This is a genomic window from Bacillus massiliglaciei, from assembly GCF_900098925.1.
In the GTDB taxonomy this organism is placed as follows: Bacteria; Bacillota; Bacilli; order Bacillales; family DSM-1321; genus Peribacillus; species Peribacillus massiliglaciei.
The window spans coordinates 230,497-253,650 of the sequence record NZ_LT622357.1 but is presented as its reverse complement, the minus strand read 5'-3'; the positions used below and the strand labels follow the sequence as shown (position 1 = coordinate 253,650).

18 protein-coding genes are annotated in these 23,154 nt (G+C 45.2%); 17 read left to right on the top strand and 1 reads right to left on the bottom strand.

The features are described 5' to 3' along the window. The first annotated feature begins 5 nt into the window (after window positions 1-5). The 9 genes from leuB (at window position 6) to yihA (ending at window position 12,910) form a co-directional block, all read left to right on the top strand. Window positions 6-1,118 (top strand): 3-isopropylmalate dehydrogenase, encoded by a 1,113-nt coding sequence (gene leuB, locus BQ4305_RS06920; protein ID WP_110927116.1) that lies wholly within the window; start codon window positions 6-8, stop codon window positions 1,116-1,118. Between the two features lie 165 nt (window positions 1,119-1,283). Next, window positions 1,284-2,702: a 3-isopropylmalate dehydratase large subunit gene (gene leuC, locus BQ4305_RS06915; protein ID WP_407640142.1), complete on the top strand. Its 1,419-nt coding sequence runs from the start codon at window positions 1,284-1,286 to the stop codon at window positions 2,700-2,702. A gap of 58 nt (window positions 2,703-2,760) precedes the next feature. After that, window positions 2,761-3,360, top strand: coding sequence for a 3-isopropylmalate dehydratase small subunit (gene leuD / locus BQ4305_RS06910; protein WP_110927114.1), 600 nt, complete (start codon window positions 2,761-2,763; stop codon window positions 3,358-3,360). A gap of 192 nt (window positions 3,361-3,552) precedes the next feature. Next, a complete protein-coding gene (locus BQ4305_RS06905) occupies window positions 3,553-4,587 on the top strand; it encodes a tetratricopeptide repeat protein (protein ID WP_110927113.1) in 1,035 nt (344 codons plus the stop codon). Window positions 4,588-4,777: 190 nt separating this feature from the next. Continuing rightward, complete coding sequence (gene tig, locus BQ4305_RS06900; RefSeq protein ID WP_110927112.1) at window positions 4,778-6,067, top strand: trigger factor; 1,290 nt, start codon at window positions 4,778-4,780, stop codon at window positions 6,065-6,067. A 541-nt stretch (window positions 6,068-6,608) separates the two neighbouring features. After that, window positions 6,609-7,877, top strand: coding sequence for an ATP-dependent protease ATP-binding subunit ClpX (clpX, locus tag BQ4305_RS06895; protein ID WP_110927111.1), 1,269 nt, complete (start codon window positions 6,609-6,611; stop codon window positions 7,875-7,877). 237 nt (window positions 7,878-8,114) lie between these two features. Beyond that, entirely contained in the window at window positions 8,115-9,785 is a 1,671-nt protein-coding gene (gene lonB / locus BQ4305_RS06890) for an ATP-dependent protease LonB (RefSeq protein ID WP_110927110.1), read from the top strand. Between the two features lie 223 nt (window positions 9,786-10,008). Continuing rightward, window positions 10,009-12,342 carry an endopeptidase La gene (gene lon / locus BQ4305_RS06885; RefSeq protein ID WP_110927109.1) on the top strand — a complete coding sequence of 778 codons (2,334 nt, stop codon included), beginning with the start codon at window positions 10,009-10,011 and terminating at the stop codon, window positions 12,340-12,342. Next, on the top strand, window positions 12,329-12,910 hold the full coding sequence (gene yihA / locus BQ4305_RS06880; protein ID WP_110927108.1) for a ribosome biogenesis GTP-binding protein YihA/YsxC: 582 nt from the start codon (window positions 12,329-12,331) through the stop codon (window positions 12,908-12,910). Before lon ends, yihA begins: the two co-directional genes overlap by 14 nt. 214 nt (window positions 12,911-13,124) lie before the next feature. On the opposite strand, the gene BQ4305_RS06875 is transcribed toward yihA, so the two are convergent. After that, a complete protein-coding gene (locus BQ4305_RS06875; protein WP_110927107.1) occupies window positions 13,125-13,607 on the bottom strand; it encodes a LiaF transmembrane domain-containing protein in 483 nt (160 codons plus the stop codon). Window positions 13,608-13,827: 220 nt separating this feature from the next. Here BQ4305_RS06875 and hemA point away from each other — a divergent pair, with 220 nt between their 5' ends. The 8 genes from hemA (at window position 13,828) to ysxE (ending at window position 23,141) form a co-directional block, all read left to right on the top strand. Then, window positions 13,828-15,174, top strand: a complete 1,347-nt coding sequence (hemA, locus tag BQ4305_RS06865) for a glutamyl-tRNA reductase (protein ID WP_110927105.1) — start codon at window positions 13,828-13,830, stop codon at window positions 15,172-15,174. 19 nt (window positions 15,175-15,193) lie between these two features. After that, window positions 15,194-16,012: a cytochrome C assembly family protein gene (locus BQ4305_RS06860; protein ID WP_407640141.1), complete on the top strand. Its 819-nt coding sequence runs from the start codon at window positions 15,194-15,196 to the stop codon at window positions 16,010-16,012. Window positions 16,013-16,024: 12 nt separating this feature from the next. Next, window positions 16,025-16,957 (top strand): hydroxymethylbilane synthase, encoded by a 933-nt coding sequence (hemC, locus tag BQ4305_RS06855; RefSeq protein ID WP_110927103.1) that lies wholly within the window; start codon window positions 16,025-16,027, stop codon window positions 16,955-16,957. After that, entirely contained in the window at window positions 16,957-17,742 is a 786-nt protein-coding gene (locus BQ4305_RS06850) for a uroporphyrinogen-III synthase (protein ID WP_110927102.1), read from the top strand. The genes hemC and BQ4305_RS06850 overlap by 1 nt, the downstream gene beginning before the upstream one ends. Beyond that, window positions 17,739-18,719, top strand: coding sequence for a porphobilinogen synthase (gene hemB, locus BQ4305_RS06845; RefSeq protein WP_110927101.1), 981 nt, complete (start codon window positions 17,739-17,741; stop codon window positions 18,717-18,719). The genes BQ4305_RS06850 and hemB overlap by 4 nt, the downstream gene beginning before the upstream one ends. Before the next feature lie 36 nt (window positions 18,720-18,755). Further along, entirely contained in the window at window positions 18,756-20,045 is a 1,290-nt protein-coding gene (gene hemL, locus BQ4305_RS06840) for a glutamate-1-semialdehyde 2,1-aminomutase (RefSeq protein WP_110927100.1), read from the top strand. A 556-nt stretch (window positions 20,046-20,601) separates the two neighbouring features. Further along, window positions 20,602-21,978 carry a stage VI sporulation protein D gene (spoVID, locus tag BQ4305_RS06830; protein WP_234396893.1) on the top strand — a complete coding sequence of 459 codons (1,377 nt, stop codon included), beginning with the start codon at window positions 20,602-20,604 and terminating at the stop codon, window positions 21,976-21,978. Further along, a complete protein-coding gene (ysxE, locus tag BQ4305_RS06825) occupies window positions 21,975-23,141 on the top strand; it encodes a spore coat protein YsxE (protein WP_234396892.1) in 1,167 nt (388 codons plus the stop codon). Before spoVID ends, ysxE begins: the two co-directional genes overlap by 4 nt. Window positions 23,142-23,154: the final 13 nt, after the last annotated feature.

The following is a 23,154-nucleotide window of genomic DNA, read 5'->3' as shown; positions in this document are numbered from 1 at the left end:
TTTCAATGAAGAAGAGTATTGCGGTATTGCCGGGAGACGGTATCGGTAAAGAAGTGACAAAAGGGGCGATCGAGATTCTCGAGGCTGTTGGACAAAGATTCGGCCATGAATTTGAATTTCAGTACGGCGAAATCGGCGGCAGTGCCATAGACAATACGGGAACTCCCCTGCCGGATAAAACAGTTCAAGTGTGCAAGAACAGTGACGCGGTTCTGCTTGGAGCGGTCGGAGGTCCGAAGTGGGACAGTGTCCCGGCTCACAGCAGACCTGAACGAGGGCTGTTAAAAATAAGAAAAGAGCTTGACCTTTATGCGAATCTTAGGCCCATTAGCTTTTATCAAAGCCTTTCCGATTCTTCTCCGCTAAAGAAAGAGCTGGTCGAAGGTGTGGATTTACTGATTGTGCGTGAGCTGACAGGCGGCCTTTATTTTGGAAAACCGAGCGAACGGGTGACAAAGGATGGAGAAGATGCGGTCGTCGATACGCTCTTTTATACAAAAGAAGAAATCCGAAAAATCATTGAATTAGGATTCAAGCTGGCGTCGCAGCGGAAGAAAAAGCTGACATCCGTGGATAAAGCGAATGTGCTGGAGTCCAGCAGGGTATGGCGGGAAACAGCGGAGGAAGTGGCAAAGGACTATCCGGATGTTACGGTGGAACATATGCTTGTGGATAATGCCGCCATGCAGTTGATCCGGAATCCAAAGCAATTTGATGTCATTGTGACGGAAAATATGTTTGGCGATATTTTAAGTGATGAAGCTTCTGTATTGACGGGTTCGCTTGGAATGCTTCCATCTGCTTCTGTCTCGAAGTTCGGTCCTAGCTTATATGAACCCATTCATGGCAGTGCCCCTGACATTGCCGGCCAGAATAAGGCGAATCCGATTGCGATGATCCTTTCGTCCGCTTCCATGCTGCGTTTATCCTTCGGACTGGAGGAAGAAGCGGCAGCAGTAGAAAAAGCGGTAGAGCAAGTATTGGAAAATGGCCTTAGGACAGGTGATATCGCGGGTTCAGCATCAGAAAGTGTGACAACAGAGAAAATGATTGCGGAAATTAAAGCGGCATTATTAGATCAGGAAGCGATTTCGAACATTATGGGCGCATATGCGTAAGCCGGCCTGATTTTCATCGCAGAAAGCTTGACTGCACGGCCTACTCCTTTAGGCCGTGTTTTTTAAAAACTTTTTTACATCAGAATGTTTTACAAGCAGCAGATTCAAGGGCGCCGTGTTCGTTAAAGCGGATTTTTAAAAACAAGGAAAATGGGGTGGATGAAGATGGGAAAGTCCATTATTGAAAAAATTTGGGATCGGCATATTGTGATGCAGGAAGAGAATAAACCGGATCTCTTGTACATTGATTTACAGTATATCCATGAAGTAACTTCCCCGCAGGCATTCGAAGGGCTGCGTTTAAAAGGAAGGACTGTCAGAAGGCCGGACCGGACGTTTGCGACAATGGATCATAATGTTCCGACGGTTAACCGCTATTTTATCCACGATGAAGTCGCCAGGAAGCAGCTAGAAGCTCTTGATCGGAACTGTAAGGAGTTTGGGATCAGGCTTGCTGATCTGGACAGTGACGAGCAGGGGATCGTGCATGTGATCGGCCCGGAACTTGGCTTAACCCAGCCAGGGATGACGATTGTGTGCGGGGACAGCCATACGTCTACACACGGTGCGTTCGGTTCCATTGCATTTGGAATTGGAACAAGTGAAGTCGAGCACGTTCTTGCGACCCAGACCTTGTGGCAAACCAAGCCGAAAACGATGAAGCTTGAAGTGAATGGAACGCTTGGACCTGGCGTTATGGCCAAGGACGTAATTTTATATGTGATTTCCCGTTTCGGTGTCAATTTCGGTACAGGGCATATTATCGAATACTGCGGAGAAGTGTTTGAAAATATGTCGATGGAGGAGCGCATGACAGTGTGCAATATGTCGATTGAAGGCGGGGCGCGTGCAGGGCTTGTTGCCCCGGATGAAACGACTTTTTCCTATATGAAAGGGAGAAAATATGCCGCGAAAGGCCAAGATTTCGAACGCAAGGTGGAAGAATGGAAGGCACTTGCCAGTGATGAGGATGCGGAGTTTGATAAAGTCATTGTGCTGGATGGCAGTGTAATCCCGCCTATGGTCAGCTGGGGAACGAATCCGGGAATGGCAAGCGGGGTAGACGGAAAGATTCCAACAGAAGCAGATGGGACGATTGGGGCGAAAGAATTAAAAAGTGCGCTGAACTATATGGGACTTTCCGAAGGGATGCCGATCACTGAAATCCCCGTTCAGCATGTATTTATTGGCTCATGCACAAATTCACGGATTGAAGACCTGCGCCAGGCGGCTGAAATGGTGGATGGCCAGGAAGTCCATCAAGGAGTCAGGGCGATGGTTGTGCCTGGTTCGCAAAGCGTTAAAAGGCAGGCGGAAGAAGAAGGCCTTGATGAAATTTTTAAATCGGCCGGCTTTGAATGGCGTGATTCCGGTTGTTCTATGTGTTTGAGTATGAACCCGGACGCGGTTCCGGCCGGTGAACATTGTGCCTCTACATCCAACCGGAATTTTGAAGGCCGCCAAGGGGCGGGAGCAAGGACACATTTAGTGAGTCCGGCGATGGCTGCCGCAGCCGCTGTGCATGGGAAGTTTGTTGATATCCGCACTTGGAAAGCGAAAGCCGAAGCGGAGAAAGTAAGATAAAGAACGTTCAGCAGTTTCATGAAAAATGACTGCTTATACATTAACGGAGGTGGAAGAAATGGAGCCAATCACCATTTTTAAAGGAAGAGCAGCTGTTTTGGACAGAAAAAATGTAGATACGGATCAGATTATCCCAAAGCAATTCTTGAAGCGAATTGAACGGACCGGTTTTGGAGAATTCCTGTTTTACAACTGGCGCTATGATGAAAACGGGAAGGAACGTGAAGATTTTGAGCTGAACCAGCCGGAGAATAAAGGAACATCGATCTTGCTGGCCGGTGAAAATTTTGGGTGCGGATCTTCAAGAGAGCATGCTCCCTGGTCGCTGCAGGATTATGGCTTCAGCATTGTCATTGCTCCTTCATTCGCCGATATCTTTAAGAACAACTGTATGAAAAACGGGATGCTGCCCATCCCGCTTGCAGATTCGGAAGTATCCTATTTAATGGAGCGGGCATCTTCAGCGGGATATGAAATTACAGTGGATCTGCCTAACCAAAAAGTCACGGATGGAGAAGGGTTTGAAGCGAATTTTGACATCCATCCCTATTGGAAAGAGATGCTGATCAAGGGATGGGATGAAATCTCTATCACCCTTCAGTATGATGAGCAAATTAGCGAATATGAAGAGGCAAGAACCGCAGTTTCTTCTATATAAATAGTCTGTATTCTAAAAGCGGATGATCCCCTGGAGATAATTTCCGGTTACTGGAATACTTGATGAGAGAGTCAGAGGCTTCTCTATGACCTGCCTGATGCAGGTTGCAGAGAGGCCTTTTTTTATGGTTTTTGAATTTGAGTACATTCCATGCTACACTTTTAAAAAAAGCGGACGGCGAGGCGAGTTTCAATGAATGACAAGAATGGCGAAACAAACGGCGGGAGAGCAAAGATCATTCCGTTTCCTAATTTGAGCCAGCGGCTTCTGGCGAAAGGAATGGAAGAACTGGAGGCCCGCCGTTTCAAACAAGCATCAGAGCTGCTGTCCCAGGCAGTCGAATTAGAGCCGCTGGACGAAGAAGCGAATATGGGTTTGCTCGTTTCCAGTGTAGAGCAGGGCCGTTATGAAGAGGCCAAAGAGCTTTGCATCGATCTTCTCCATAAGGGAATCGGGGATTACTTTAAGATTTCTGATATTTATTTAATGGTTTTGCTGCAGCTGGGTGATCATGAGAAAATTGTCGAAATGGTCGAAGCCCTGTTTTCAGATCAATATATCCCTGCAGAAAAGGAAGAACATTATGAGAAAATGCTGCAGTTCAGCCGGAGGGTTATAGAGGAACGGCAGGAGGAAGCGGAAAAGGAAGAAGAATTGAACCTGGAAAGGCTAAGCGGCAGTCCGCTGTTTGAGGGGAAATCAGACATTGAACTGCATGCTGTGATCAGGCAGCTGGCCGGTATAAATGTCAGGCCGTTTGCAGAAGAGATTGCGGCTTTTTTAAGGGAAGAGGAACATCATCCTTTTTTCAAGACGATGATTCTCCAAGTTTTACAAGATCAGGAATTCGATAAAAAAATTGAGCTGGCAAAGCCATGGGGACAGATGGAAATCATTCCGCAGGATCTTTCAGCCTTGTCGGAGGATCCTTTTTTGAAGGAGATGGAAAAGCGGACAGAGAGGGTGCTTGGTTCTTCTAATCCCACATTGCTTGCCATGATTCATGAGGTCTTAAAACGGCAGCATTTTGTCCTGTTCCCTTTTGATGTAAGCGGAGGGAAATATGGAGAATGGGCTGCAGCCTACCATGCGCTGGCAGAGGAATATATGGGCGGCGATGCAGACCTGGAAAGGCTGGGAGCCACTTATAGCGCTGAACCGCATGAGATTGCGGAAGTTCTTGAAGCGGTGAAACAGATTGAAGCAGTTTCTTATCCCATAATTTAAGGGTTTCCTGTTGAAACAAAAGCAACCTGTGTTATAATGTAGTGGTTGTAATGTATACGTTTGTACAAGAAACGACGTAATTCCGGGAAATTCTCCGGGTATATTAGACGGATGACTTGTTAAGACTTGGCAAAGCTGATTCATCCAATGCTTATTCAAGAAGTATATAGATATTTTTGGAGGGAAACACATGTCTGTAAAATGGGAAAAGCAAGAAGGCAATCAAGGAGTATTAACTGTTGAAGTTGATGCTGCAGAAGTGAACAAAGGTTTAGACGCAGCTTTCAAAAAAGTTGTTAAACAAGTAAACGTACCAGGATTCCGTAAAGGGAAAATGCCTCGTCAAATGTTCGAAAAGCGTTTCGGCGTTGAATCTTTATACCAAGATGCTCTTGATGTGATCCTTCCGGATGCATATGCAAACGCGGTAGAAGAAGCTGGAATCCAGCCTGTTGACCGTCCTGAAATCGACATCGAGCAAATGGAAAAAGGCCAAAACCTAATCTTCAAAGCAACTGTTACAGTTAAGCCTGAAGTTAAACTTGGCGACTACAAAGGGCTTGAAGTAGAAAAATTCAATTCTGAAGTAACAGATGAAGATGTGGAAGCTGAACTTAAGGCAATGCAAGAACGCCAAGCTGAGCTTGTTGTAAAAGAAGAAGGCGGAGCTGCTGAAGGAGATACAGTCGTAATCGATTTCAAAGGATTCGTTGACGGCGAAGAATTCGAAGGCGGAGCTTCAGAAAACTACTCTTTAGAACTTGGTTCTAACTCTTTCATCCCTGGATTCGAAGAGCAAGTAGTCGGTCTTGAAACTGGCGCTGAGAAAGATATCGAAGTAACATTCCCTGAGGAATACCATGCTGCTGAGCTTGCTGGCAAACCAGCTGTATTCAAGGTGAAAGTACACGAAATCAAAACAAAACAGCTTCCTGAGCTTGATGACGAATTTGCAAAAGACGTTGACGATGAAGTGGAAACACTTGCTGAACTGAAAGAAAAAACAAAACACCGTCTTGAGCATGACAAAATGCATGAAGAAGAAAACTTCATCCAAAATGCTGTAATCGGCAAAGCTGTTGAAGGTGCTGAAATGGACGTTCCTGAAGCCATGATCAACAACGAAGTAGACCGTATGATGGATGAGTTCTCTCAGCGCATTCAATCTCAAGGTCTTAACCTTGAATTGTACTACCAATTCTCTGGTCAAGATGAAGAAGCTCTTCGCGGCCAAATGAAAGAAGAAGCAGAAGGTCAAGTACGCACTAGCCTAACACTTGAAGCGATTGCTGAAGCTGAAAAGCTTGAAGCAACTGACGAAGAAGTGGAAGCTGAGCTTGGACAAATGGCTTCTATGTACAATATGGACGTTGAAAGCATCAAAAAAGCTCTTGGCAGCCTAGACGCTGTAAAGGGCGATTTGAAAATTAAAAAAGCAATTGACTTCCTTGTTGAAAACAGAAAGACAGTTGAAGCTTAATTTAAACTTTACAGTAAAATAAGGTACTTAAAAACAAGGCGCGAGATTTCGTGCCTTGTTTTATACTTGCAAAAGAAATATAAAAACCATTTTTTTACTGAGTGAAGTTTTGGATTCATTGTGTGCCAAGGCTTGAGGGCCTATATGTGTCCCGTCGAAAAGCGAAAAAATGAATGTACTGAATATTTGCGGATTGATTTTTTTCCTGATTCAGTGTAGATTAATTCTTAACAACTGCATATACATATAGTAAAACGAATAGGACCTTGGCGGGTTCGGTGGGAATCTTTTGCAATTATGCCCAATGAGGTTAGTATGAATCAGGTTTGGGAATAATGGTAAAAGGCAACATACATATTGGGGAAAAATAAATACTTATTGGACAACTTGGGAGGGCCGAGCATTTTTATTACAAAACGATCGGGAACGTGTTAAAATGCAAGTCGTACCATTAAATCCAATGTTTATGTTTAATTTTTGTCTTTAAATAAAGACATATTCATGTGATAGAGTCGGAAGAGTATTAAAAGGGGTGACGTTCATGTTTAAATTTAATGATGAAAAAGGGCAGCTTAAATGTTCTTTTTGCGGAAAAACGCAGGAACAAGTCCGTAAATTAGTAGCCGGTCCCGGCGTCTATATTTGCGACGAATGTATTGAATTATGTACGGAAATCGTCGAAGAGGAATTAGGAACAGAAGATGAAGTAGAATTCCGCGATGTCCCAAAACCAAAGGAAATCAGGGAAATTCTTGATGAATATGTTATTGGACAAGAACAAGCGAAGAAATCTCTTGCTGTAGCGGTTTATAACCACTATAAGAGGATTAACTCCAATAGCAAGGTTGATGATGTTGAGCTTGCCAAAAGTAATATTGCCTTGATTGGACCGACAGGAAGCGGTAAAACTCTTCTTGCTCAAACATTGGCAAGACTATTAAACGTACCGTTTGCAATTGCGGATGCGACTTCCCTTACTGAAGCCGGATATGTCGGCGAAGATGTGGAAAACATCCTGCTTAAATTGATCCAGGCTGCTGATTATGATGTGGAAAAAGCAGAAAAGGGTATTATTTATATCGATGAAATCGATAAAGTAGCCCGCAAATCTGAAAATCCGTCTATCACTCGTGATGTATCCGGTGAAGGTGTACAGCAGGCATTGCTGAAAATTCTTGAAGGTACGGTTGCCAGTGTGCCGCCGCAGGGAGGACGCAAACATCCTCATCAAGAATTCATCCAAATCGATACAACGAATATCCTGTTTATTTGCGGCGGAGCCTTTGATGGGATTGAGCCGATTATTAAACGCCGTTTGGGACAAAAAGTCATCGGTTTCGGTTCAGATGTGAAACAGGACGACATTAAAGAAAAAGAGCTTCTGTCTAAAGTGCTTCCTGAAGACTTGCTTCGCTTTGGCTTGATTCCGGAATTTATCGGCCGTCTGCCAGTTATTGCGACATTAGAGCAGCTGGACGAAGAAGCATTAATTGAAATTTTAACTAAGCCGAAAAATGCGCTTGTTAAACAATATCAAAAATTGCTTGAATTGGACGATGTTGAGCTTGAATTCGAACCAAGTGCTTTAAGTGAGATTGCTAAACAAGCAATTGAACGCAAAACTGGTGCCCGCGGATTGCGCTCTATTATTGAAGGAATCATTCTGGAAATCATGTTTGATCTTCCTTCCCGTGATGATGTGGCAAAATGTATCATTACCGGAACAACAATTACCGAAAATGAGACTCCTAAATTGGTCTTGAAGGATGGAACAACAGTCAAAGGACAAGAGAAGAAAACATCTGCTTGATCATAGGGTGAGAAAAAAGGCAGCGGGACTTTCCCGCTGCTTTTTTTTATGGTCTATAACTCCTGAAGCGGAAACTAATGTAGCGGGAATTGGATATTCCCCCCTCCTCTTTTTGTTTATGAATGGAACGCTGTCCTGAATCCGCCAAAATTTACTTTCTGTTCTGCATGGAGTATTTCGATAACCGGTAGGAGATACTACGAAATATCAAACATGAAGAGCCAGGAGGGAAAAGGCATGAGTTGGACAGGCTTAGTGATTTTTATTCAATTATTTTTCGGTGTGATTATCGGTTTGTACTTTTTAAATTTATTGAAGGGCCAAAGGACGCAAAAGGTTTCGATTGACCGTGACTCAAGAAAAGAGATGGAGCAATTAAGGAAGCTGAGGTCTTTATCATTAACTGAACCTCTATCTGAACGAATCAGGCCGGCTGTATTTGAAGATATTATCGGCCAGGAGGATGGGATTAAATCATTGCGTGCCGCGCTTTGCGGACCTAATCCGCAGCACGTGATCATTTATGGTCCTCCAGGGGTCGGAAAGACGGCAGCTGCCCGTCTTGTGCTGGAAGAAGCGAAGAAAAATGCGAAATCTCCATTCAGGAAATCAGCCGTGTTTATCGAGCTGGATGCCACGACGGCCAGGTTTGATGAGCGGGGCATCGCGGATCCGTTAATTGGGTCCGTTCATGATCCGATTTATCAGGGAGCAGGCGCCATGGGTCAGGCGGGAATTCCGCAGCCAAAACAGGGGGCTGTAACAAATGCACATGGCGGAGTCCTTTTTATAGATGAGATTGGCGAGCTGCATCCGATCCAGATGAATAAATTGCTGAAGGTGTTAGAAGACCGTAAAGTGTTTTTGGAGAGTGCGTATTATTCTGAAGAAAATCAAAATATCCCTGCCCATATCCATGACATTTTCAAAAACGGCCTGCCGGCTGATTTTCGCTTAATCGGTGCCACCACAAGAACTCCGAATGAACTGCCGCCTGCTATCCGTTCTAGATGTTTAGAAGTGTTCTTCCGCGATTTGAATCGGGAGGAAATTGTGAAGGTAGCCAAAAGAGCAGCGGAAAAAGTAGAGATTTCCATTTCGGACCAAGGGCTGGATTCCATTGCCGAATACGCAAGAAATGGGCGGGAAGCAGTGAATTTGGTTCAGACCCTTGCTGGAATTTCTTTTAATGAGGGCAGAAATGATATAGAAGAAAAAGACATTGAGTGGATTGCGCACAGCAGCCAGCTTGTTCCGAAAATCGAACAAAAAATCGGAACAGCTCCGAAAGTGGGAAAAGTGAACGGACTTGCAGTATATGGGCCAAACAGCGGTGCGCTTCTGGAAATTGAAGTAACCGTCATACCGGCCAAAGAAGAAAAAGGAAGCATTAATATTACCGGTATCGTGGAAGAAGAAAGTATTGGCGGGGGCAGCGGGAAATCAATCAGAAGAAAAAGCATGGCCAAAGGTTCGGTGGAAAATGCCATAACCGTTCTGCGTTCGCTTGGAGTTCCTGCGGATCGATTTGATATTCATGTAAATTTCCCGGGCGGAAGCCCTGTCGATGGTCCGTCAGCCGGCATCGCGATGTGTGCGGGAATCTATTCGGCCATTTACAAAATCCCGGTTGATCATACAATCGCCATGACAGGAGAAATCAGCATCCATGGTCAGGTGAAGCCAATCGGCGGAGTCATTCCGAAAATCAAGGCGGCCATATTGGCGGGGGCAAAGACTGTTATCATCCCGGCGGAAAATGTACAGCTTTTGATGAAGGACTTTCAGGAAATTGAGATTGTGCCGGTTTCCCATGTAAAGGAAGTTTTTGACCGCTCGCTTAGAAAAGAACTGGTTCCGGAAGATATTTTACAACGAGTGGACCTGGATAAGACGGAAATTCTCTAGTCCCTGTTCTTACAGCAGAGAACAGTACTTTCCCGGCTGCCCCATTTTCCGGTGCGGCCGGAGAATTTTCATGATGAAAAAGAAACCCTAAAAGAGAAAAGGCTCCTTGAGGTAAACAAATAGACACTTCATTCTAAATAGGATAGAATTGTTAAAAGGTCGATAACACTGGGAAAATAGTAAACCAGCCGACGATGTTATTAATTGATGGAGGTGTCAGGAAATGGCTGATAAGGAAATCATCGTCCCCCTCCTGCCGCTTAGAGGTTTGCTTGTATATCCTACTATGGTATTGCATTTAGATGTAGGCCGTGATAAATCTGTACAAGCCCTTGAGAAAGCAATGGTGGAAGACCATCTGATTTTTTTGACGACCCAGAGAGATATAGCCTTGGATGAACCGGGCGAAGACGATTTATATCCAATGGGTACGTTGACAAAAGTTAAACAAATGCTGAAGCTGCCGAACGGAACAATCCGTGTTTTAGTGGAAGGATTGAACAGGGCGGAGGTCGAAGAATTCTATGACCACGAAACCCATTTCGGAGCTAAAATTAAAATACATGAAGACGATCCGCAAAAAGACGCTGAAGACCAGGCGCTTATGAGAACTTTGCTAGAGTATTTTGACCAATACATAAAGATGTCGAAGAAAATTACAGGTGAAACCTTCGCATCGACAGCAGATATTGAAGAGCCTGGCAGGCTGGCGGACATCGTTGCTTCTCACTTGCCGCTGAAGCTGAAGGACAAGCAGGAAATTTTGGAGACGGTCAATGTAAAAGACCGGTTAGCCCGTGTCATTGAAATGATCCAGAATGAGCGAGAAGTGCTTGAACTGGAGAAAAAGATCGGCCAGCGTGTTAAGCGCTCCATGGAGCGGACGCAGAAGGAATATTATTTGCGTGAACAGATGAAGGCCATCCAGCGTGAATTGGGAGATAAGGAAGGAAAGACCGGCGAAGTCGCCATCCTTACAGATAAGATTGAGGAAGCTGGGATGCCTGAGCATGTAAAGGCCACTGCTTTCAAGGAATTGGACCGCTATGAAAAGGTGCCGGCCAGTTCTGCAGAAAGTTCTGTGATCAGGAATTATATCGAGTGGCTCATTTCTTTGCCATGGACGAATGCGACAAAGGACGATCTGAATATCAAAAAGGCTGAAAAAGTCTTGAACCAAGATCATTATGGTCTTGATAAAGTAAAAGAGCGGGTTCTTGAGTATTTGGCTGTTCAGCAGCTGACAAAGTCCCTGAAAGGACCGATTCTGTGCCTTGCCGGACCTCCGGGAGTCGGTAAAACGAGCTTAGCCAAGTCGATTGCGTCATCATTGAACCGCAATTTTGTGAGAATTTCACTTGGCGGCGTCCGTGATGAATCCGAAATCCGCGGCCATCGCCGGACCTATGTCGGGGCGATGCCGGGACGGATCATCCAAGGGATGAAGAAAGCTGAAACGGTTAACCCGGTGTTTTTACTGGATGAAATTGATAAGATGTCTAATGATTTTAGGGGAGACCCGTCCGCTGCCATGCTCGAGGTGCTGGATCCTGAACAGAATCATAATTTCAGTGACCATTATATTGAAGAACCGTACGATCTGTCAGATGTAATGTTCATAGCTACAGCAAACAATCTGGCAACCATCCCGGGCCCTCTTCGTGACCGAATGGAGATTATCCAGATTGCAGGCTACACGGAAATTGAAAAACTGCATATCGCGAAGGACCACCTGCTTGTCCGTCAATTGGAAAAGCACGGTCTGCAGAAGAGCCAGCTTCAGATTCGGGAAGAGGCAATTGTGGATATCATCCGCTACTATACAAGAGAAGCGGGTGTCCGGAGCCTGGAACGCCAGCTTGCGGGCATTTGCCGGAAGACAGCGAAAATTGTCGTTTCCGGTGAAAAGAAACGGGTGGTTGTTTCCAGCAAAAATCTGGAGGAATTCCTGGGCAAGAAGATGTTCCATTACGGCCAGGCTGAAACGGAAAATCAAATTGGAGTCGCTACAGGCCTTGCCTATACAACGGTTGGCGGAGACACGCTTCAGATTGAAGTGTCCCTGTCTCCGGGAAAGGGCAAGCTCGTTCTCACTGGTAAATTGGGAGATGTCATGAAAGAATCAGCACAGGCTGCCTTCAGCTTTGTCCGCTCGAAAGCGGAACAGCTTGAAATCGATCCGGATTTCCATGAAAAGAAGGATATCCATATTCACGTTCCGGAGGGAGCTGTCCCAAAAGACGGTCCTTCAGCGGGAATTACCATTGCTACAGCCTTGATTTCAGCTTTGACAAACCGGCCGATCCGAAAAGAAGTCGGGATGACCGGTGAGATTACGTTACGGGGAAGAGTTCTGCCTATTGGCGGATTAAAAGAAAAGTCGCTTGCTGCACACCGTGCCGGGCTGACGAAAATTATCATCCCGAAAGATAATGAAAAGGATATCGATGACATTCCGGAAAGCGTGCGGCTACAGCTGCAATTCGTTCCTGTATCACATGTCGATGAGGTTCTTGAACAAGCATTGGCAGGTGAAAATAATCATGAAAGTAACTAGTTCCGATATTGTAATCAGTGCTGTAAAGCCTGAGCAATACCCAGCAGAGCCGATTCCGGAGTTTGCCTTGGCAGGACGTTCGAATGTAGGGAAATCGAGTTTCATCAATAAGATGATCAACCGGAAGAACCTTGCCAGGACCTCGTCCAAACCAGGGAAAACCCAGACGCTTAATTTCTATATCATTAATGATATGCTGCATTTTGTCGATGTTCCCGGATATGGCTACGCAAAGGTTTCTAAATCTGAACGTGCCGCCTGGGGGAAAATGATCGAAACGTATTTCACAAGCCGTGAACAGCTCCGTGCTGCTTTGCTCATTGTGGATTTGCGCCATCCGCCGACAAGAGATGATATTTCGATGTACGAATTCTTAAAACACTATGAGCTTCCGCTTATGGTCATTGCGACAAAAGCAGACAAGATTCCTAAAGGGAAGTGGCAGAAGCATCTGAAGATTGCCAGAGAAACGTTAGGAATGGACAAACAGGATGAAATCTTCCTTTTTTCCAGTGAAACAGGCGAAGGTAAAGATAAAATCTGGGGTGCTCTAAAAAAGTATATGTAAACAAAGCCTGCCTCTCAGACAGGCCCAGACAGAAGGCAGACACCAACAAGGTGCCTGCCTTTTGTTATTTTGTATGGAATTGGGTTAAAATCCGGAGTGAAATCTGACTGTGCTATTTACCTCATTCTAAACTTGAAAATCTTCGAGTTTGTCTGCACTCTGAAATCAAATTTCCGGTGAGAACATTGGAATTTTATTTTCTCATTCCCTTGTTTTATTTCTTCTTGATAAACAGGTAAGCACCGACAGCAACGAGGATAATCGGCCAGTACTGTTCAAGGCCTTCCTGAACGGAAGCATCTACAGGAAGACCTGTCTTCATTCTGTCATAGAATAGGGCCACAACGGCAATGATAATAAATATAATCCCATACAGCATACTTGCCTTCAGTTTCCTTGCCTGCAGAATGGTGCCAAGAGCAAGAATCAGCATAAAGGCGGCTATATCGCCGGGCCACAGCTCAAATAAACCGGAAATATGGAAATGAAGTCCGAACCCAAAAAGGACGATTCCCGGCAGGATTGACGAATGCTCCTTTTCTTTATACGCCTGAAGCAAAAAGGCAAGTCCTGTAATACATAGAAGCGTCGGCCAGCTGTAAAATCCTGCAAAAATCTCTATGTGAGAATGCTGCAAAAAGAAGTAAAGACCGAAGCCAATTAAAATAACTGCTGAAAAGATTTTCTGCGATTTCATTTTATTCCTCCTGTTGAAACGGATTGCTTGCTAGTGATAAGTATTATTTGATAAGGTACTTTAAGTAAGGCGAATTGCCTAACACGGGAGAAAAAAATAACAGTTTTATGTTATCACAGGAATTCATAAACTGTTCATACTTTTTTCGTGCTGAACGTTTGTCTATGTTATAATAATTATAAATAAGGATAGTAATCATTTTTGGGGGTGCCATGAAAAAATGCACATTTTAGCAGTTGGCGTTAACTATAAAACTGCCCCTGTAGAAATTCGGGAAAAGTTATCTTTTGACGAAGCCGAACTTCCAGAAGCAATGAAAACTCTTAAAAATAAAAAGAGTATACTTGAAAATGTAATAATTTCCACCTGCAACAGGACGGAAATTTATGCAGTGGGCGATCAGCTTCATACAAGCCGTTATTATATAAAAGAATTCCTCTCAGAATGGTTTGGACTGGATAAAGAGGAATTTTCTAAATATCTCTTTTTTTATGAGGGGGACGGGGCTGTCGAGCACCTCTTCCAAGTTTCCTGCGGGCTTGATTCCATGGTGCTGGGGGAAACGCAGATTTTGGGACAAGTTCGTTCCAGCTTCCTTCTCGGCCAGAAAGAAGATACGACTGGCACGGTCTTCAATCACTTGTTCAAGCAAGCCTTGACAGTAGCCAAGCATGCTCATTCTGAGACGGAAATCAATACAAATGCCGTATCTGTCAGCTATGCTGCAGTGGAATTGGCCAAGAAAATTTTCGGAAGCCTTCAGCAAAAGAGCGTTCTGATTGTCGGGGCCGGAAAGATGGGCGAGCTGGCAGCTCAGAATCTTCATTCAAGCGGAGCGGATGATATAACCGTCATTAACCGGACCTATCAAAAGGCAGTAGACTTAGCTGAACGCTTTAACGGGGAAGCAAAACAGCTGCAGGAGCTGCAATGCGCCTTAGTTGAAACGGATATTCTCATTACGTCAACTGGAGCGAAAGACTTGATCATCACGAAGGAAATGATGACATTCGTGAACAAATTAAGAAAAGGACGTCCGATCTTCATGGTGGATATCGCCGTGCCGCGCGACCTGGATCCAGCATTGGCTGAATTGGAGAACGTCTTTTTATATGACATCGATGATCTTGAGGGCATTGTCCAAGCGAACATGGAAGAACGGAAAAAAGCTGCAGATAAGATTGGATTGATGATCGAAGGTGAAATTGTCGAATTCAATCAATGGCTTAACCTGCTTGGTGTCGTTCCTGTCATTTCTGCTTTGAGAGAAAAAGCGCTGGCAGTTCAGGGAGAAACGATGAAAAGTATTGAGAGAAAGCTTCCGCATTTAAGTGAACGTGATAAAAAAGTCTTGAATAAGCATACAAAGAGCATTATTAATCAAATGCTGAAAGATCCTATTTTATATGCAAAAGAATTGGCAGAAGAGCCAAATGCTAAAGAAGCACTGAATAACTTTGTGAAAATCTTTCATTTGGAAGACCATGTAGAAGAACAGATGAGTGAAGCTGAAGTGAAAAAGGATCAGCCGTCTGTTTTGAAATCTATTTCACTTCAGGCGAATTGAGGCGATTATGGAGCTATTGATGACAAGACTGCATGAAGCTACTGTATTGCTATATGCTCTTAGTGTGCTCTTATATTTTATTGACTTTCTTCATAACAACCAGAGGGCAAATAAAATAGCCTTCTGGTTGCTTTCAATTGTATGGGTATTACAGACTGTTTTTTTGGTTCTTTATATGTTTAAGACAGGAAGATTCCCTGTCCTGACCATTTTTGAAGGGCTTTATTTTTACGCATGGGTGTTAGTGACGCTTTCGTTGATTATTAACCGTCTGCTCCGTGTCGACTTCACAGTGTTTTTTACAAATGTACTCGGATTCATGGTTATGGCCATCCATACATTTGCGCCTGTTCAGATTGAATCGGATGTGCTGGCACAGCAGCTGGTATCGGAATTGCTTTTGATTCATATTACGATCGCGCTGCTTTCCTATGGGGCGTTTTCTTTAGCTTTTGTGTTTTCTTTGCTATATTTGATTCAATATGATTTATTAAAACAGAAGAAATGGGGCAGGCGGCTGCTGAGGCTCGGAGACCTGTCCAAACTGGATCAGATGTCTTATATTATGACCATCATTGGAGTGCCGCTGCTTGTTCTGTCACTCATTTTAGGAATTCAGTGGGCGTATATCAAGATTCCGGGGATATTCTGGTATGATACGAAAATTATCGGTTCCTTTGTTGTCCTTGCTGCCTACAGCGTGTATCTGTATATCCGAATCAGAAAACAGCTGTATGGAAAGACACTGGCCTACCTGAATATCGCTTCTTTCATGATTGTCCTGATCAACTTCTTTCTTTTTGGAAGTCTTTCAACTTTCCATTTTTGGAATACATAGGAGGAAATAAACTTGAGGAAAATTATTGTCGGTTCCAGACGCAGTAAACTGGCCATCACTCAAACAAAATGGGTCATCAGCCAATTGAAAGAGCTTGGCGTGCCTTTTGAATTTGAAATTAAGGAAATCGTAACGAAAGGAGATAAGATTCTGGATGTTACGCTTTCCAAGGTCGGAGGCAAAGGTCTTTTCGTCAAGGAAATTGAACAGGCTATGCTCGATAAGGAAATTGATATGGCGGTCCACAGTATGAAAGATATGCCGGCTGTGCTGCCTCAAGGCCTTACGATTGGCTGTATCCCGCCCCGGGAAGATCATCGGGATGCGCTGATCAGCAAGGACAATCTAACATTGGATCAGCTTCCGGCAGGTGCTGTAATTGGTACTAGCAGTTTGCGGCGCAGCTCGCAAATCCTTGCCCGCCGTCCGGATGTCGAAATTAAGTGGATCCGCGGAAATATTGATACAAGGCTGGAAAAGCTAAAGACCGAAGAATATGACGCGATTATTTTGGCTGCTGCCGGTTTATCCCGTATGGGCTGGAAATCGGATATTGTTACAGAGTTCCTTGATGAGGATTTCTGTGTGCCGGCTGTAGGGCAGGGTGCCCTGTCAATCGAATGCCGCCAGGATGATGAAGAACTGCTCGAAGCCCTTGCCAAGCTGACCTGTGAAGAAACGAAACGGACCGTTGAAGCGGAGCGTGCCTTCCTTCACCAAATGGAAGGAGGCTGCCAAGTGCCGATTGCGGGATATGCAAGAGCCTTGGATAATGGAGCGGTTTCTCTGACTGCTTTAGTGGCTTCTCCAGATGGGAAAACCATTATTAAGGAAATGAAAGAAGGCACCAATCCGATAGAGATTGGACATGCTGCGGCACGTGCTGTCAGTGAGATGGGCGGCAAACAGCTGATTGAAAAGGTGAAAGCAGAGCTGGATCAGTAATGGCCGGGCCGCTTCATGATCTTTCTGTGCTAATCACGAGAGGGAGGCATCAGGCAACAGGACTGGCAGAGGCTGTTAAAGCCTTCGGTGCTGTGCCTGTCATGGTTCCTCTGGTTGATTTTTCATTGCCTGAGAATGTAACAGAAATCAGGAGCAGAATGAAGCAGCTTGGCAGCTATGACTGGGTTGTTCTGACAAGCCAAAATGGAGTCGATTTCTTTTTCAGGCTGGCAGCAGAAAGCGGAATTCAGCACTTCCCGAAATTTGCTGTAATTGGCTCAAAAACTAAAAAGAAGCTGGAAGATCTCGGCCATCAGGCAGAGTTTGTGCCCCAGACGTTTGTTGCCGAGTCATTTGCAGAGGAATTTCTCCCTATGCTACAGAAGGAAGAGCGAGTCCTGGTTGCAAAGGGGAACCTTTCAAGGGATGTCATTGCTAAAGCTCTCAGGCAGGAAGGGATTCCATGCGAGGAACTGATCTTATATAAAACATTCAGACCGAGGGAGAGCGAACGTGAACTCTCGGATCTGTTAAATGGACATCATATAGACCTTGTTACATTCACCAGCTCGTCTACGGTCACTCATTTCATGGAAGCCGTAGATCATCTGCAGCTGCGAGGCTTGCTGGAAGGCATCGTGATTGCCTGCATAGGCCCCGTAACGAAACAGGCTGCCCTGGATTTTGGGCTGACTGTGCACATCTGCCCGGATATATACACGACAGATGCTATGGTTGGGGAAATCATTGCCTATATAGAATCTCAAGGAGGAATAAAAAGATGAAAGAATTGAACTTTGCCCGCCATCGCCGTCTTCGTACGAGTGAAAGCATGAGGGCGCTTGTAAGGGAAACTCATTTGCATAAAGAAGATTTAATTTATCCCATTTTTATTATTGACGGAGAAAATATCAAAAACGAGATTCCTTCTATGCCTGGCATTTACCAGCTGTCAATGGATAAACTGGGAGAAGAAATGGATGAGGTTGCTGCCCTTGGAATTAAGTCGGTCATTCTGTTTGGTGTACCGTTCGAGCATGATAAGGATCCGCAGGGATCTGGTGCTTTTCATCATAATGGATTGGTGCAGGAAGGCACACGCTTCGTGAAAAAGAATTATCCGGATATTCTGGTCATTGCGGATACTTGTCTCTGTGAATACACAGACCACGGCCATTGCGGACTGGTAGAAGGCGAAAAAATTCTGAACGATGAATCACTTGATCTGCTTGTACGTACGGCAATCAGCCAGGCGGAGGCGGGAGCTGACATTATCGCGCCGTCAAATATGATGGATGGATTTGTTACAGCGATCCGCACAGGGCTAGATGAAGCTGGATATCAGGATATTCCGATCATGTCTTATTCTGTTAAATATGCCTCTGCTTTTTACGGCCCATTCCGTGATGCAGCAAACGGTGCGCCTCAGTTTGGAGACCGGAAAACCTATCAAATGGACCCTGCCAACCGTTTGGAAGCATTCAGGGAAGCAGAATCTGATGTGGAGGAAGGCGCTGACTTCCTAATCGTTAAACCGGCCCTTTCTTATTTAGATGTGATTCGCGATGTGAAGAACAGCTTTACACTTCCAATCGTGGCATACAACGTAAGCGGTGAATATTCCATGGTTAAAGCGGCAGCCCAGAATGGCTGGATTGATGAAAAAGCGATTGTGCTGGAAACATTAACAAGCATGAAGCGTGCCGGCGCCGATTTAATCATCACTTATTTTTCAAAAGATGTTGCCCGTTGGATCAACTAGGAAAAATAATCTTCACCAGAAAAAGGAGATGTAGTCATGCGGTCTTATGAAAAGTCGAAACAAGCATTTGCAGAAGCAAGAGATCTAATGCCTGGCGGTGTAAACAGTCCAGTCCGGGCTTTTAAATCGGTTGATATGGACCCGATTTTCATGGAATATGGAAAAGGATCAAAAATGTACGATATTGACGGCAATGAATATATCGATTATGTCCTTTCTTGGGGTCCTCTTATTTTGGGGCACAGCAATGACCGGGTAGTAGAAGCGCTTAAGAAAGTAGCAGAGTCCGGTACAAGTTTTGGAACATCCACTTTGATCGAAAACAAATTGGCCAAGCTTGTGATTGAACGTGTTCCTTCAATTGAAATGATCCGGATGGTATCTTCAGGAACTGAAGCAACAATGAGTGCTCTTCGGCTTGCCCGCGGTTATACAGGCCGCAACAAAATCCTGAAATTTGAAGGCTGCTACCATGGGCATGGAGATTCTCTTCTGATCAAAGCAGGATCCGGTGTAGCGACACTTGGGCTTCCGGACAGTCCGGGCGTTCCCGAAGGCATTGCTAAGAATACCATTACGGTACCTTATAATGACCTTGCGGCGGTTCAGTATGCATTCGGTCAATATGGCGACGATATCGCAGGGGTTATCGTTGAGCCGGTCGCAGGCAATATGGGCGTTGTTCCTCCGCAGCCAGGCTTCCTTGAAGGACTGCGTGAAGTGACTGAGCAATACGGTTCCGTTCTGATCTTTGATGAAGTGATGACGGGCTTCCGCGTTGGCTATAACTGCGCTCAGGGCTACTTCGGCATCACGCCTGATTTAACATGCCTTGGCAAAGTAATCGGGGGAGGCCTTCCAGTAGGTGCATTTGGCGGCAAACGTGAAATTATGGAACAAATCGCCCCAAGCGGCAACATCTATCAGGCAGGAACCTTATCAGGCAATCCGCTGGCAATGACAGCCGGTTTTGAAACGCTCAGCCAGCTGACGCCTGAAGTCTACGAAGAGTTTAAACGCAAAGGTGATATGCTTGAGAAGGGAATCAGCGAAGCCGCCGAGAGATATGGCATTCCGCATACCTTTAACCGTGCAGGCTCCATGATTGGCGTTTTCTTCACCAATGAAGATGTCATCAATTATGAGAAGGCAAAAACGTCTGATCTGACATTCTTTGCAAATTATTATCGGGAAATGGCGAACCAGGGCGTTTACCTGCCGCCATCCCAATTTGAAGGCCTGTTCCTCTCTGCGGCCCACACAGACGAGGATATCGAAAAAACCATTCAGGCAGCGGAAAATGCTTTTTCCAAGCTGGCGAAATAATAGAAAAGGCTTCACACGAGAAAGGTTCAGAATGGTCTCATTCTGAACCTTTTTTATGTATGCCTAATTTTTTTCATTGATTTCTTAGATTAGGAGTGTAACCATTCGCTGACATGCTCCCAAAAGAAGAATAGATGGCAGCGGAGGGGATGAACCCCCTGCGGGAAAAGCACGTCCAGGGAAGACCCCGGAGGCGGAGGAGGAGACATCCTGAAACGGTCCGAAAAGCAAAGCAGGCAATAAAGGGAGAGGCGTTGAAGGCTGGCGGACTTGAATCAAATGGCAGGATGGAGCGGAAGGGGAGAGACTCCGGCGGGAAAAGCGCATCCAGGGAAGATGCTGGAGACGGAGCCGAAGAGACATCCTGAAACGGTTTGAAAAGCAAAGCAGGCAACAAAGGGAGAGGCCGAGGAAGGCTTCCGGACCGCCCGCGGAAAGCGAACCCCCTGGAGCGCTAATCTAAAGGGGAAGAAGGATAATGGGCATATCGCAAAGGCTCCTGACATAGATTGTTAATGGCATATCATTGTCTTTTGAAGTGAAAGGAGGAGTTGTCTTGCCGCAAGAAAATCAATCCTCTCTGCGGTTTTCGCTTGAGGAATCCGTTTGGTTTCAAAAGGGGCAGGAAGTGGAAGAGCTATATTCCCTTTCTCTTGACCCGAATGTAACCATTCATGAGAGTGAACAGTATGTACTGATTAAAGGGTCTTTGGATTTGCACGGCGAGTATAAAAATGATTTGCAAACCGGAGAATTGCTTGATTATACGAATACCGGACTGCCTCGGACTGTTCAGCATGTTGAAAGGCAGGAAAACGGCATACATGAATTCACACACCGATTTCCGGTTGACATAACGATTCCGACAAACAGAATTTCTTCCTTGGATGATATTGATGTCGCGATTTCAAGCTTTGATTATGCGATGCCGGAAAGGAATTGCCTTAAGCTGCAGGCTGATTTGATCATTTCAGGAATTTACAGCGAGCCGGCTGCCTATGAAACGGAAAATCGGGAAGAACCTGAGGAAGAATATGAAAATCCTGTCCAGGAGACAGCAGAGGAAAATACTCAGGATGATCCTGCTTCATATGATTCCTATGAACAAGAGGATGAAGCAGACTACATCCCTTATGTCGCATCCCCGCCGTCCTTTCCGGATTTCCAGCCGCAGTTTCGGGAAGAAGTACAGATCGACATGGAGGACAGTGAACAGGAAGAGGCGTTATTTGAACCATTCTCTGCTGAAGCCAAACGTGCCGCAGATGAAGAGGAACAGGCCGAGGAAGAGCCGGCAGCTGATCCGCTGAATGCGGCAGAAGACATTCCGATTTTTGAAAATACTTTTCAGAATCTGGAGGAAAAGCCGCCGTTTGAAACTGAACTCATGGCCATGAAGCAGAAAGAAATAGAGGAGAAAGAGCCGGAAGAGATGCTTATGCGCAATCAATCCGCTGTCCTTGATCCTCCGGAGGAAACGGAACCGGAACCGGAACTCGAAGTAGCTGAGCCTCTTCTGAATGATCAGGAGGAACCGGCTGAGGCTGTACTTGAAGAGCCTCAAGAAGCTGAGGAAGAGCCTGAAAGAAATGAAAATGAAAAGGGCAGGGAAAGCGGGCTGTATGGGCTGTTAAATAAAAGGAATACAGAGTCCGACACACCTGCCGTCCAGAAATATAAAGGACGCAAGGCGGATAAAGAAGATTCAGAAGAAGAAAGCGGGAAGGAATCCCTTTCCATTATGGATTTCTTTGGCAGAAAGCAAGAAGAAGAGCTGGTGAAAGTAAAGGTATGCATCGTCCAGCAAGGCGAAACACTGGATCAGCTGGCCAAGCGCTATGATGTCAGCCTGCAGACTTTATTGTACAGTAATGAATTGGAACCGAACCATGATGTGTACGAAGGGCAGGTCTTATATATTCCTAAGCGATGAAAACAGGCAGAAGAGAATCAGCGGACAGGGAGAGTTCCCTGTTCCTGGTTTCTTCTTTTTCAACAGGCGAGGATGGCTGGTTCCATGCAGAAAGCGAGTGGGTTCTATTGCAAGAAGATATGAATCAGGCTGGCCACCAGCAGCAAGAAGCTTTGGCTGCCCTGCGGCATTATGCGCTGAAGGTGCACTATATTGAGGATTTTGGAAAGGTGAAGAAGGTATACACCGATCGGGGAGTTTTTGCTTTAAAGCGAATTCCGCCGAACGCCGGAATGGATTTTATCCGAAATGTCCAGAAAATTTATCAGCGGGGCTATAACCGGATTGTCCCTATTTATCCAACAGGGGATGGACGCTACGCTGTTCTGGAAAATACCCGGCTGTATTATTTAATGCCATGGCTGACGAATGATCCGTATAACGAGCGCGACGAACGGCATAAACAAATGTTCAGAGAGCTGGCCAGAATGCATGGCCTCACGGTAAAAGAAATGGCGGTCGATCCAGAAGAACGGGAAGACCACTACAACAGGACCGTCAAGGAGTGGGAGGAAGAGCAGCAGATGATTGATGAGCTGATCGTCAGCTGTGAGCGCAAATGGTATATGTCGCCGTATGAAATGATGTTTTGCCTGTATTATACTGATATATCTCAGGCGCTGAAATATTCCCTCAAGCAATTTGAGTCCTGGTTTGAAAAGGCAAAGGAACAGGAGAAGGTCAGAGCTGTAGTGACACACGGAAAAGTGTCGCTGAAGCATTTTGTATATGATGACCGGGGATACGGCCATTTTCTTAATTTCGAAAATTCAAAGGTTGCGCCGCCCCATTTTGATTTATTGCCATTTTTGGTTACATCGGCCCGAACCTATCCTATCCATTGCGATGACTGCGTAGAATGGCTGTACAATTATCTTCGCTTTTTCCCGTTAAAAGAGGAAGAAATGCTTCTGATGCAGAGTTATTTTGCCTATCCGGGAGCAGCCTTGGGATCAGTCAGACGGTTTGTTGAACAAAGGGATAAGAAATCTGAGCTTGAGTATGTACAGGATTTGCAGAAGCAGTATTGGCTGCTGAAAAATGTCGAGTACATGGCCATGAAAATGGAAGAGAGAGAAAAAATGAAAAAAGAGGCGGCTGCCCAGCAGACACCTCCGGATTGAGTGCATGAGCGGC

Coding starts and splice junctions, on each gene's coding strand:
- leuB (WP_110927116.1), top strand. CDS start 6: ATGAAGAAGAGTATTGCGGTATTGCCGGGAGACGGTATCGGTAAAGAA.
- leuC (WP_407640142.1), top strand. CDS start 1,284: ATGGGAAAGTCCATTATTGAAAAAATTTGGGATCGGCATATTGTGATG.
- leuD (WP_110927114.1), top strand. CDS start 2,761: ATGGAGCCAATCACCATTTTTAAAGGAAGAGCAGCTGTTTTGGACAGA.
- BQ4305_RS06905 (WP_110927113.1), top strand. CDS start 3,553: ATGAATGACAAGAATGGCGAAACAAACGGCGGGAGAGCAAAGATCATT.
- tig (WP_110927112.1), top strand. CDS start 4,778: ATGTCTGTAAAATGGGAAAAGCAAGAAGGCAATCAAGGAGTATTAACT.
- clpX (WP_110927111.1), top strand. CDS start 6,609: ATGTTTAAATTTAATGATGAAAAAGGGCAGCTTAAATGTTCTTTTTGC.
- lonB (WP_110927110.1), top strand. CDS start 8,115: ATGAGTTGGACAGGCTTAGTGATTTTTATTCAATTATTTTTCGGTGTG.
- lon (WP_110927109.1), top strand. CDS start 10,009: ATGGCTGATAAGGAAATCATCGTCCCCCTCCTGCCGCTTAGAGGTTTG.
- yihA (WP_110927108.1), top strand. CDS start 12,329: ATGAAAGTAACTAGTTCCGATATTGTAATCAGTGCTGTAAAGCCTGAG.
- BQ4305_RS06875 (WP_110927107.1), bottom strand. CDS start 13,607: ATGAAATCGCAGAAAATCTTTTCAGCAGTTATTTTAATTGGCTTCGGT.
- hemA (WP_110927105.1), top strand. CDS start 13,828: ATGCACATTTTAGCAGTTGGCGTTAACTATAAAACTGCCCCTGTAGAA.
- BQ4305_RS06860 (WP_407640141.1), top strand. CDS start 15,194: ATGACAAGACTGCATGAAGCTACTGTATTGCTATATGCTCTTAGTGTG.
- BQ4305_RS06850 (WP_110927102.1), top strand. CDS start 16,957: ATGGCCGGGCCGCTTCATGATCTTTCTGTGCTAATCACGAGAGGGAGG.
- hemB (WP_110927101.1), top strand. CDS start 17,739: ATGAAAGAATTGAACTTTGCCCGCCATCGCCGTCTTCGTACGAGTGAA.
- hemL (WP_110927100.1), top strand. CDS start 18,756: ATGCGGTCTTATGAAAAGTCGAAACAAGCATTTGCAGAAGCAAGAGAT.
- ysxE (WP_234396892.1), top strand. CDS start 21,975: ATGAAAACAGGCAGAAGAGAATCAGCGGACAGGGAGAGTTCCCTGTTC.